Origin of the sequence: Nonomuraea rhizosphaerae (assembly GCF_019396405.1) — a bacterium.
Taxonomy (GTDB): domain Bacteria; phylum Actinomycetota; class Actinomycetes; order Streptosporangiales; family Streptosporangiaceae; genus Nonomuraea; species Nonomuraea rhizosphaerae.
Genome location: NZ_JAHKRL010000477.1, coordinates 1 through 11131, shown reverse-complemented (window position 1 = coordinate 11131; position 11131 = coordinate 1). Strand labels below are relative to the sequence as shown.

Sequence of the window (11131 nt, the reverse complement as noted above, 5' to 3'; positions counted from 1 at the left end):
GCGCCCCCCGGCCCGCAAAGACGGCGGTGTTGGCGCCGCCGACCTCGACGGCGAGGTCGGAGACGGTGTCGAGGAGGGGGAGGACGGCGCGCTTGAGCGGCATCGTGAGCGACAGGCCGGCGTGGTCGGGGCGCAGGGCGCGGAAGAGGGCGGGCAGGCGGGCCTCGTCGCACTCGTGCGCCTCGTAGGTCCAGTCGGTCAGGCCCATCGCGCGGTAGGCCGCCCGGTGCAGGTACGGCGACAACGAGTGCCCGATCGGCGCGCCCAGGACGGCTGCTCGCACGATATCTCCCTCTCCAACACCAACACCTTTGTCTTCTTCTGTACGGCAGGCCCCCCTGGCCCCAGTCGCCGTACAGGGCCAGGGGCCTCCAGGGAGACGGCCGCTGAGCCCGCACGGGGCCGGGCGCCGTGACGAGACGGTGAGACCGGTGGCGTGGCCGGCTGTTCGGCCGGCTGTTCGGCCTGGTGTCCGGTCGCATCCCAGTCGACCGGACACCGGCCGGGTCAGCCGCCGTTCGCGCGGTATTCGGCCAGGAGGGCCTGGCGTTCGGTCTCCGTGGAGGCGAACTTGGTGACGTTGCTCTTCGGGTCCGTCGCCACGAACCAGAGCCACGGCCCCTTGGCCGGGCTGAGCGCGGCCTCGATGGCGGCGTCGCCCGGGTTGGTGATCGGGCCGGGCGGCAGGCCGAGGTACATGTAGGTGTTGTACCTCGACTTGCTCTGCAGCTGGGCGTTGGTGGCGGCGGTGCCGTACTTGTTCAGGCCGTACAGGGTGGTGCTGTCCATCTCCAGCTTCATCTGCGGGTCACGGTCGAGCCGGTTGTAGATGACGCGGGCGATCTTCGGCATGTCCTCGTGGCGCCCGGCCTCGGCCTGGATGATGCTGGCGATCGTGATGATCTCGCCGGGGGTGTGCCCCATCTCCTTGGCGCCCGTCTCCAGGTCCACCTTCTTGGCGGTCTCGTTGAACCGCTCGACCATCTGCGTCAGCATCTCGGCCGGGGTGGTCTTGGGCTGGAACTCGTACGTGGCGGGGAAGGCGTAGCCCTCCAGCCTGCCCTTCGCGTAGCGTGGCAGCTCCATGTCGCCGGTCTCCTTGGCGGCGGCCTGGAACTCCTTCAGCGGCTTCTTGGTCTTCTCCGCGAGCTGGTTGAGCGTGTCGGACAGCCGCAGGCCCTCCTTCAGGGTGACCCTGATGAGCAGGCGGTTGTTCGAGTCGAGCATCTTGACGGCGTTGGCGGCCGACATGCCCTTGCGCATCGTGTACTGGCCCGGCTGGAGCGAGGCGCTCTTGTTGGCGTTGGCGATGGCGTTGGTGAACGCCCTGGCGCTGGCGACGACCCCCTGCCGCTCCAGCTCCAGCGCCACGTCCGAGGCGCTCTGGCCGTCCTTGATCTCGACGACCACCTCGCCGTTGCCCTGGCCGGTGAAGTCGTCGGGCACCAGCGCGCCGCTGAGCCACTGGTAGCCGAAGTAGCCGCCGCCGCCGATGATGCCGGCCAGGACGATGAAGGCCAGCAGCGGAGCGATGAAGCCGCCCCGGTTGCGGCGTCTGCGGCGCCTGCGCCCGCCGCGTCCGTCATTGCGGGAGCGGCGCCGCGGACGACCTTCGTCGTCCTCGGCGCCGAGCAGGAAATCCATGTCGAGATCGCTCATAGGTGCGCTGGCCAATCTCCCGGTGCGAACGGCCCGGCGTCAAGCGGAACTGCCGAACCGTTGGGGGTTACCGAGCGGGGGGACCACCGGTCATGCACCCACGACCAGCGGAGATCACTCTGCGTAGCCATACAAGAGAACAGGAAGAGTGTGCGGCCCCCTGAGCGAGGGCTCCGCGCGGGGCGCTCACATGGCCCCGGCGGGACGAGGGGTGTCCCGGCGAGCATCATTTCGTCCCGAGGTATCGGTGGAACTCTTCCCGGTATCTCACGAACTCGCTCTCTTTGTTAGTGAATTTGGTGATTCTATGCGCCGGATCCGTCGTCACAAACCAGCGCCAATTGCCCTTGGCCGGCTTCAGGGCCGCCAGCAGGGCCTTCTCCCCCGGATTGGCGATCGGGCCGGGCGGCAGGCCGGGGCGCAGGTACGTGTTGTACGGAGAGCTGACCTTGGTGTCGCGCTCGGTGACCTTCAGCGTCCGCCTGCCCTGCGCGTACAGGACGGTGGTGTCGAGCTGGAGCGGCGTGCCCTGCTTGAGCCTGTTGTAGATGACTCTGGCGATCTTGGGGAAGTCGGCGGCCCTGCCGCCCTCGGCCTGCACGATGCTGGCCACCGTGACGGCCTCCAGAGGTGTCAGGCGCACCTCGGCGGCCCGCTCGGCCAGCCGTATGTGCCTGGCCGCCGCGCCGAACCGCTCCACCATCGCGGCCAGCACGTCCACCGCCGTGTCTCCCGGCTCGACCTCGTACGTGGCCGGGAACAGGAACCCCTCCAGGCTCTTGGCGTACGCGGGCAGTCCCAGCAGGGCCGGGTCCACCGCGCGCAGTTCCTTGAGCGCCAGGCCGGTCTGCTCGGCCAGCCGCCTGAGCGTCTCGGCGGCCCGCATGCCCTCCGGCACCGTGACGCGCCTGATCACCCTTGAGGCCGGGGCGAGCAGCAGGTCCAGCGCCGCGCCCGCGGCCATGCCCTTGCGCAGCCGGAAGTGACCGGGACGCAGCCGGTCGGCGACGGACCTGGCCTCGGTCGCGTTCACGAACGACCTGGCGCTGGCCACCACGCCGGCCTCCGCCAGCACCTCGCCGACGTCGCCCGCGCTGGCTCCTGGCGCGATGCGGACCTCGACGGCGCCACTGCCGGCGCCGTCGAAGTCGGCGGGGGCGATGTACGGCTTGAGCACCGTGTACAGGCCGGCGCCGAGCGCGGTCATGGACACGGTCACCACGACCGTCACCATGGCCGCCCGGCGCGCCGCCCTCCGCCGCCGGGGGCGTCTCCTGGAAGAGCGCTTCCTGGGGCCGGCGTCGCTCGCCCCGCCATTCCCGTCGGACGTCCCGCTCGCCGCGGCCACGTCACCGGAGGCACCGCCACCAGGCGGGCCGCCCGCATCGGACTCGCTCTCGAAAAAGCCGCCCACAGGGGACCCGCTCCCGGAGAAGCCGCTTCCTAGAGGCCCATCCTCAGGGGTGCCGCCCCCTGGAGACCCGCCCTCAGGGGCGCCGCCTCTCGGGATGTCGCTCGCGGGCGTCGGCGAGGTGGTGGCGTCCAGACCGTGGTCATCGTCCGGAGGCAGGCTCACGCCGCCACCTCCAGCCACTCGCCACGCCCGGTGAGCGTCGCGGTCATGAGGCGGGTCCGTCGGCCGCCGCGGTGGGCGGGTCGACGGGCCTGCCGGGTGGTCTGTCCGTGGCTCTCTCGGCGTCGAGCGCGTCCTGCAGCAGCACCACCGCCGCCGCCTGGTCTACGACCGATCGCTGCTTCTTGGCGCGCACGCCGCTGGCGCGCAGCCCCTGCTGGGCGGCGACCGTGGTCAGCCGCTCGTCGAACAGGCGCACGGGCAGCGGCCTGACCCGCGCGGCCAGCGAGGACGCGAACTCCCTGGCCAGGCCGGCGGCCGCGCCCTCACGGCCCGACAGCGAGGTGGGCAGCCCGACCACGATCTCGATCGCCTCGTGCTCGTCGGCGATCGAGGCGATGCGGTCGAGGTCGCCCGTGCCTCGTCTGACGGTCTCCACCGGGGTGGCCAGCAGGCCCGAGGGGTCGCTGCGGGCCACGCCGATGCGTACGGAGCCGACGTCGACGCCGATCCGCGAACCGAAGCGCATCTCAGCCGAGCTGCTCGCCGATGGCCTGCTCGACCAGTCGCAACGCGTCGCCGACCGCCTCCGGTCGTGTGCCGCCGCCCTGCGCGACGTCGTCCTTGCCGCCACCGCCACCCCCAAGTGCCTTGGCGGCGACGCCGACCAGTCTCCCGGCCTTGAGCCCGCGCTCACGTCCCGCCTCGTTGACCGCGGCAACGACCACGGGCCGGTCGGAGGGGGTGCCCGCGATCACGACGATCGCCGGCCGGTCGGCCGGGAACCTGCCGCGCACATCAAGCGCGAGCTTACGCACGTCGTCGGCACCGGTGCCATCAGGCGCGCGGTGTGTCACGACAGAGACTCCGTGCAGGTCACGGGCCTGCGCGGCGAGATCACCGGCCACCTGGAGCACCTGCGCGGAGCGGACGCGCTCCAGCTCCTTCTCGGCGGTGCGCAGCCGGGTGACGATGCCCTCGATCCGCTCGGGCAGCTCCTCGCGGCGTGCCTTGAGCTGCTCGGTGAGCTGGGCGACCAGCACGCTCTCGCGCGCCAGGAACCGGAAGGCGTCGATGCCGACCAGCGCCTCGACGCGACGCACGCCCGCGCCGACGGACTGCTCGCCGAGCACCTTGACCAGGCCGAGCTGCCCGGAGCTGTGGACGTGGGTGCCGCCGCACAGCTCGCGCGAGTAGTCGCCGATCTCCACGACGCGGACCTCGTCGCCGTACTTCTCGCCGAACATCGCCAGCGCGCCCATCGCCCTGGCCTCCGCCTGCGAGGTGTAGAAGGCGTTGACCTTGAGGTCGTTGATGAGCACGGCGTTGACCTCGTCCTCGACGTCGCGCAGCACGCTGGGCGGCACCGCGCCCGCCGCGGTGAAGTCGAAGCGGAAGCGGCCGGGAGAGTTCTCCGAGCCGGCCTGCGCCGCGGTCTCGCCGAGCGCGTTCTTGAAGCCGCGGTGCACCAGGTGGGTGGCGCTGTGGCTGCGCGAGATCGCGCGGCGGCGCTCGATGTCGATCTCCGCCTGCGCCTCGTCGCCGACCTTCAGCTCGCCCTTGCGCACGCGTCCGCGGTGCACGACCAGGCCCGCGATCGGCGTCTGGACGTCGTTGATCTCGACCTCCGCGCCGCCGGTGCGGATGACGCCCTGGTCGGCGAGCTGGCCGCCGCCCTCGGCGTAGAAGGGGGTGCGGGCCAGCACGACCTCCACGGTGGTGCCCGCGCCCGCCGCCGGGACCGAGAGGCCGTCGACGAGGATGCCGACGATGCTGGTGTCGGCCTCGGTCTGGTCGTAGCCGAGGAACTCGACCTTGCCCGCCTTCTCCAGCAGCTGCCCGAAGACGGAGATGTCAGCGTTGCCGGTCTTCTTCGCCGCCGCGTCGGCCTTGGCGCGGTCGCGCTGCTCCTTCATCAGGCGGCGGAAGCCCTCCTCGTCGACCTTCAGGCCGTGCTCGGAGGCCATCTCCAGGGTCAGGTCGATGGGGAAGCCGTAGGTGTCGTGCAGCTGGAACGCCTGGTCGCCGGTGAGCGTCGTGCCGGACTTGCGCTTGGTCTCCTCGACGGCCACGTCGAAGATCGCGGTGCCGGTGCGCAGCGTGCCGAGGAAGGAGGCCTCCTCGGCGTCGATGACCGCGTGGATCTGCGGCGCGTCGCCCTTGAGCTGCGGGTACTGCTCGCTCATGACGTCGATCGCGACCTCGGTGAGCGGGTGCATGTAGCGCTCGTCGCCGGAGCCGAGCAGGCGCAGGTTGCGCACGGAGCGGCGCAGGATGCGGCGCAGCACGTAGCCGCGGCCCTCGTTGCCGGGCATGACGCCGTCGGCGACGAGCATGGCGCCGGTGCGCACGTGGTCGGCGACCACGCGCAGGCTGACGTCGGAGCGGTGGTCGCGCCCGTAGCGGGTCTTGGTGAGCTCGGCCGCCTTGTCGAGGATCTTGTAGGTGGTGTCGATCTCGTAGATGTTGTCGACGCCCTGCAGGATCGCCGCCATGCGCTCCAGGCCCATGCCGGTGTCGATGTTCTTCGCCGGCAGCTTGCCGACGATGTCGAAGTCGACCTTGCTGCGCACCTCGCCGAGGGTGTCCTGCATGAAGACCAGGTTCCACACCTCGAGGTAGCGGTTCTCGTCGGCGACGGGGCCGCCCTCGCGCCCGTACTCGGGGCCGCGGTCGTAGTAGATCTCCGAGCAGGGGCCGCCGGGGCCGGGCACGCCCATGTGCCAGTAGTTGTCCTCCAGGCCGCGGCGCTGGATGCGGTCGAGCGGCAGGCCGACCTTGTTGTGCCAGATGTCGAGCGCCTCGTCGTCGTCGTGGTAGACGGTCGCCCACAGACGGTCGGGCGGGAAGCCGAAGCCGCCCTCGGACTCCGGCTTGGTGAGCAGGTCCCAGGCGAACGGGATCACTTCCGCCTTGAAGTAGTCGGCGATGGAGAAGTTTCCGAGCATCTGGAAGAACGTCGCGTGCCGGGTCGTCTTGCCGACCTCGTCGATGTCAGGGGTGCGTACGCACTTCTGGGCGGTGGCCAGCCGAGCCGCCGGAGGCTTGCGCTGCCCCAGGAAGTACGGCTTGAAGGGTGCCATACCCGCGTTGACGAGGAGCAGCGTGGGGTCCTCGGCGATCAGGCTGGCCGAGGGCACGATCAGGTGCCCACGCTCCTCGAAGAAGCGCAGGAAGCGGCGAGCGATTTCTGCCGACTCCATTGTGGCCATCCTTTGCGTTGGTTAGTCGTTGTTGTCAGGGTTGTCGAGCCCGAAGCGGGCGCGCAACTCGGTTTCGCGCTCCGCGGCCTCGCCGAGCGCGTCAGAGGTAAAGTCTCTCACCTGCCGGACCATGCTCGTGGCGGTGCCAACCGTGCGGCGGGCGACGTGGTTGGGGTGCAGGGCCTGCAGCTTGCGCATCACCCAGAGGGTCAGCAGCGAGCCGAGCGACAGGTAGAACAGCCTCCTGATCATCGGCGCCGCACCGCCTTGCGGGGCCTGCGGACCTCGATGGCCCTGCGCACCCCGTGGCCGATGGACGAGACCTTGATCAGCGGCCCGGTGAAGACCGTGTGGGTGACGGCGCTGAGCTTGGCGGCGTGGCCGCTGACCCGCTTGACGTCCTTGGCGATGGCCTCGACGGCGACCAGTTGCCTGTTGGTCTCGTTGACCGCGAGGCTCATGTCGTCGAGCAGCGGCGTCACACGCGCCGTCAGATCGGCGACGGCCTTGCTGGTCTCGGTGATCAGCCGGGTGAGCTTGACGAGCACCATCACGAGCACGCAGACCAGGACGATCCAGCCCGTGGCGGCGATCAGCCCGGCGACCTCTCCAGCGGTAAGCATCCGCACTTCTCCCTCGTACGCTGGGCCGGAACGGCAGAAACCCTATCGCGTCAGAGGGCCCACGTTACTGGGGACGGGAGGCATGGACGGCCCGCCACGTCGTACGGCGCGATTCTGGACACATCAGGCAGCCCTATCAGCCGGGCACATCAAGCCAGCACATCAGGCGGCCACGTCGGCGGGCGCCTCGACGGCCGGGCGCATAAGGCCGCGCGCCGCCCGGATCTCCGGGGCGACCAGCCGCCCCGGCATCGCCGTCGCGGCGGCCCTCAGCGCCCTGCACGCCACCTCGGCGGCCGTGGCCGTGGCGTCGGCGCCGTACCGGCCCGGCAGCCCGGCCAGGCCGTACAGGGGCCTGATCCAGGCGGGCAGCGCGTACGACCCGTACATGCTCCTGGCCCAGGCGGGCAGCGTGGCGAAGGCGAGCGCGCCTGCGGCGGGCAGCGAGCCGAGGGCCAGCGGCGGCGTGAGCACGGCCAGCCGCAGCGACAGCGCCGGGCCGACGCTGCGCCGCACCGCCTCGCGGGCCTCGTCGGTGACGGCGAGGAAGGGCCGGGTGGACTCCAGGCAGGCGTCGAGCTCGGCGACGTCCTCCGGGGCGTCGCGCAGGCCGACGAGGTCGGCGCAGCGCCGTTGCTCGGCCACGTACGCGTCCTGCTCGGCGGGGGTCAGCGGCACGCCGGACAGGCGGGCGATCTCCAGGAAGGAGGAGACCTCGGCGCTGTGGGCCCAGCGCAGGTTCTCCTGCTCGTCGAGGCGGAAGAGCGTGCCGGTGTCGGGGTCGAGGGCGATGAGGCGGGCGTGCACGCGCCGTACGCGCTCGCCGGCGCGGCCGGCCTGCTCGCGGGAGCCGAAGGTGCGCACGGTGACGAAGTCGAGCTGGCGGCGCAGCCGGGCGTAGGCGACCTCGGGGTCGTCGAGCAGGCAGTTCTGGGCGATGCCGCGGATGGTGCGCGGGTGCAGCGCCTGGAGCTGGAAGGAGCGGAGCACGGCGGGCCAGCCGAAGGTCTCGGTGTGGATCCGCCAGGTGATCGACTTGGGACCGAACAATCCGCCGCCTGGGGTAACGGTGGCCTTCACACCGATGTGATTCCCCTGCACATCATGACAAACCTCGCACAACGTCCCCGCCCCTCGGCGGGGACGGCCGCCGGAGGTCGCGGGGCGTCAGGAGCCGCGCAGGAAGTCGCGGATCTTGGCCCACCGCTCGGCCACCGGACCCTCCGCGCCGTGCCTGGTCGGCTCGTAGTAGCGCTGGTCGCGGACCTGCTCGGGCGCGTAGTCCTGGCGCACCAGGCCGTGGTCGAAGTCGTGCGGGTACTTGTAGCCCTCGCCGTGGCCGAGCTTGGCGGCGCCTGGGTAGTGGCCGTCGCGCAGATGGCCGGGCACCTGCCCGATGAGGCCGCGCCGCACGTCGCCGACGGCCGCCCCGATGGCCTTGACGACCGCGTTGGACTTGGGGGCCAGCGCGCAGTGGATGACGGCGTGCGCGAGGTTGATCTGCCCCTCAGGCAGGCCGATGAGCTGCACGGCCTGCGCGGCGGCGACCGCGGTCTGCAGGCAGGTGGGGTCGGCCATGCCGACGTCCTCGGAGGCGAAGATGACGATGCGGCGGGCGATGAACCGGGGGTCCTCCCCCGCCTCGACCATGCGGGCCAGGTAGTGGAGCGCGGCGTCGGCGTCGGAGCCGCGCATCGACTTGATGAACGCGCTGATGACGTCGTAGTGCTGGTCGCCCTGCCGGTCGTAGCGGACGGCCGCCTTGTCGACGGCCTTCTCCACCACCTCGACGGTGATGTCGTCGGCCAGCAGCGCGGCGGCCTCCAGGTAGGTCAGCGACCTGCGGGCGTCGCCTCCGGCCAGTCGTACGAGGTGGTCGAGGGCCTCGGGGGCGAGGGTGGCGCGGCCGCCGAGACCGCGCTCGTCGGCGACGGCGCGCTCCAGGACGACCCGGATGTCGTCGTCGGTCAGCGACTCCAGCGTCAGCAGCAGCGAGCGCGACAGCAGCGGGGAGATGACGGAGAAGAACGGGTTCTCGGTGGTCGCGCCGATGAAGGTGACCCAGCGGTTCTCCACGGCGGGCAGCAGGGCGTCCTGCTGGGCCTTGTTGAAGCGGTGCACCTCGTCGACGAACAGCACGGTCTGCCGGCCGCTCATGCCCAGCTCGCGGCGGGCGGTGTCGATGGCGGCGCGTACGTCCTTGACCCCGGCCGAGACGGCGGAGACCTCGACGAAGCGGCGCTTGGTGACGCCCGCGACGACGTAGGCGAGCGTGGTCTTGCCGGTGCCGGGAGGGCCCCACAGGAAGAGCGACATCGGCGCCTCGCTCTCCACCAGCCTGCGCAGCGGCGTGCCGGAGCCGAGCAGGTGGCGCTGGCCGATCACCTCGTCGAGGCCGCGCGGCCGCATCCGGACCGCGAGAGGCTGAGGTGTGGCCGCCTCGGCCGCCGAATCGAACAGACTCTCCACAACGTGAGATTACACGCCCCAGACCGCTCTCGCTCCCGAGTCGCCGGCCTGGAAGACGTAGTAGCCGACCACGGCCGCCAGCACCACGGTCACCCCGGACAGCACGAGCGTGACCGGGCGCCCGAACTTGTCCGAGCCGATCGAGGCGCGGCTCGGCCGGGTCGCGTAGACGAGCAGCAGCGACACGACGGCCAGCCCGACGACCGACAGCAGCAGCGGCGTGGCGAAGCTCTGGTGGGTGGAGATCCGCTGGCCCAGCGTGCCGTCGGCGGTGGCGAAGCGGGCCGCCTTGAGGCTCTCGCCGCTCTCCTTGGCCGCGAACACGGCCGCGGGCGCGCCCAGCGACAGCAGCACCACGGCCCAGGCCAGCACCGGCCGCCAGCGGGCCAGCACCGCGTACGCCACGGAGGCGGCCGCCAGCAGGGGGGTCAGGACCACCGCGAAGTGGATGATCAGGGCATGGGCCGGCAGGCCGAGAATCTCGTCGAACATGTCACCACTCCTAGTTCTCATTTCAACTACGAACGGCAAGCCGATAAGGTTCGCGATCCGTTCCGTCACAGAGTGTGAATTCCGTCGCTTACGTCCGGCACATATCCAGGGCCGGTAGCATTCGCGGAGTTGTTTTGGTCATGGATCGGCAAAGCGGAGAGGACAAACCGGTGAGCAGCGGCGACGAGGACCGCCAGAGCCAGCTGGCTCGGGAGCACAAGGAAAGGCAGGCGCAGCGCGCGGCGGCGGAGTCGTCCAAGGGAAGGCGCAACACCTACATCGGCGCGGGCGTGGCCGTCGTCGTGGTCGCGGGCGGCATCTTCGCCGCGACGACCCTGGTGAACAAGGACCCGGGCCAGCGGGTCTCGGCCGAGAGCACGCCCTCGGCCTCCGCCTCGACCTCTCCTGAGGCGTCCCCGACGCCGGAGCTGTCCTCGCTGCCGAAGAAGACCGGCAAGGTGACCTGCACGTACAAGAAGGACACCGCGGACGTGCCGAAGAAGTACGTCGGCATGCCCGGCCCCAGGCCGGACATGAAGCTGAAGACCATGACGGTCTCCACCAACCACGGCAACATCGTCATCGACGTGGACCCGGCCGCGACGCCCTGCTCGGTCAACTCGATGGCGTTCCTGGCCAAGAAGAACTTCTACAACAACACCAAGTGCCACCGCCTGGTGACGCCGGAGACGGCGGGCCTGTTCCTGCTGCAGTGCGGCGACCCGCTGGCCAAGGCCGACGGCAAGAACCCGACCGACGGGCAGGGCACCGCCGGCTACGTCTACGGCGACGAGGCCGTGGGCTCGATCCCGTACACCAGGGGCGTGGTGTTCCTGACCCAGCCGCTGGACGCGGCCGGGCAGAACAGCAGCCAGTTCGCCATCTCGCTGTCGGACGAGAACGCGCAGATCGAGGGCGCGTACTCGGTGCTCGGCATGGTCCGCTCCGGCCTGGAGATCATCGAGGAGGTCGCCAAGAAGGGCGTCATCGTCAACGACCAGGACATCGTCGGCGACGGCGGCTCGACGGCGCCGAAGGACCCGATCATCATCAAGAAGGTCACGCTCAAGTAGCCGCTGACACCAAAGCGCCCAGCCACCCGTCGCGGGGTG

At 70.8% G+C, this 11131-nt stretch carries 10 protein-coding genes and 1 pseudogene; 1 reads left to right on the top strand and 10 read right to left on the bottom strand.

Annotated features, from left to right (window positions below; translation table 11 throughout):
* The 10 genes and pseudogenes from KME77_RS24730 to KME77_RS24685 all read right to left on the bottom strand — a co-directional run.
* A pseudogene (locus KME77_RS24730) lies at nt 1-283 on the bottom strand (shikimate dehydrogenase); the annotation flags it as partial.
* A gap of 224 nt (nt 284-507) precedes the next feature.
* Nucleotides 508-1659 (bottom strand): endolytic transglycosylase MltG, encoded by a 1152-nt coding sequence (gene mltG, locus KME77_RS24725; protein WP_219471332.1) that lies wholly within the window; start codon nt 1657-1659, stop codon nt 508-510.
* A 226-nt stretch (nt 1660-1885) separates the two neighbouring features.
* Nucleotides 1886-2881: an endolytic transglycosylase MltG gene (mltG, locus tag KME77_RS24720; RefSeq protein ID WP_308250883.1), complete on the bottom strand. Its 996-nt coding sequence runs from the start codon at nt 2879-2881 to the stop codon at nt 1886-1888.
* A 397-nt stretch (nt 2882-3278) separates the two neighbouring features.
* Nucleotides 3279-3761, bottom strand: a complete 483-nt coding sequence (ruvX, locus tag KME77_RS24715) for a Holliday junction resolvase RuvX (protein WP_219471330.1) — start codon at nt 3759-3761, stop codon at nt 3279-3281.
* Between the two features lies 1 nt (nt 3762).
* Entirely contained in the window at nt 3763-6435 is a 2673-nt protein-coding gene (gene alaS, locus KME77_RS24710) for an alanine--tRNA ligase (RefSeq protein ID WP_219471329.1), read from the bottom strand.
* Nucleotides 6436-6456: 21 nt separating this feature from the next.
* Nucleotides 6457-6687: a hypothetical protein gene (locus KME77_RS24705; protein ID WP_219471328.1), complete on the bottom strand. Its 231-nt coding sequence runs from the start codon at nt 6685-6687 to the stop codon at nt 6457-6459.
* Nucleotides 6684-7058 (bottom strand): DUF948 domain-containing protein, encoded by a 375-nt coding sequence (locus tag KME77_RS24700; RefSeq protein WP_219471327.1) that lies wholly within the window; start codon nt 7056-7058, stop codon nt 6684-6686. The genes KME77_RS24705 and KME77_RS24700 overlap by 4 nt, the downstream gene beginning before the upstream one ends.
* A 162-nt stretch (nt 7059-7220) precedes the next feature.
* On the bottom strand, nt 7221-8138 hold the full coding sequence (locus KME77_RS24695) for an oxygenase MpaB family protein (RefSeq protein ID WP_219471326.1): 918 nt from the start codon (nt 8136-8138) through the stop codon (nt 7221-7223).
* A gap of 87 nt (nt 8139-8225) precedes the next feature.
* Complete coding sequence (locus KME77_RS24690; protein WP_219471325.1) at nt 8226-9527, bottom strand: replication-associated recombination protein A; 1302 nt, start codon at nt 9525-9527, stop codon at nt 8226-8228.
* A gap of 9 nt (nt 9528-9536) precedes the next feature.
* Nucleotides 9537-10019 carry a DUF2231 domain-containing protein gene (locus KME77_RS24685; RefSeq protein WP_219471324.1) on the bottom strand — a complete coding sequence of 161 codons (483 nt, stop codon included), beginning with the start codon at nt 10017-10019 and terminating at the stop codon, nt 9537-9539.
* Nucleotides 10020-10189: 170 nt separating this feature from the next.
* Here KME77_RS24685 and KME77_RS24680 point away from each other — a divergent pair, with 170 nt between their 5' ends.
* Nucleotides 10190-11092 (top strand): peptidylprolyl isomerase, encoded by a 903-nt coding sequence (locus tag KME77_RS24680; RefSeq protein ID WP_308250882.1) that lies wholly within the window; start codon nt 10190-10192, stop codon nt 11090-11092.
* Nucleotides 11093-11131 lie beyond the last annotated feature (39 nt).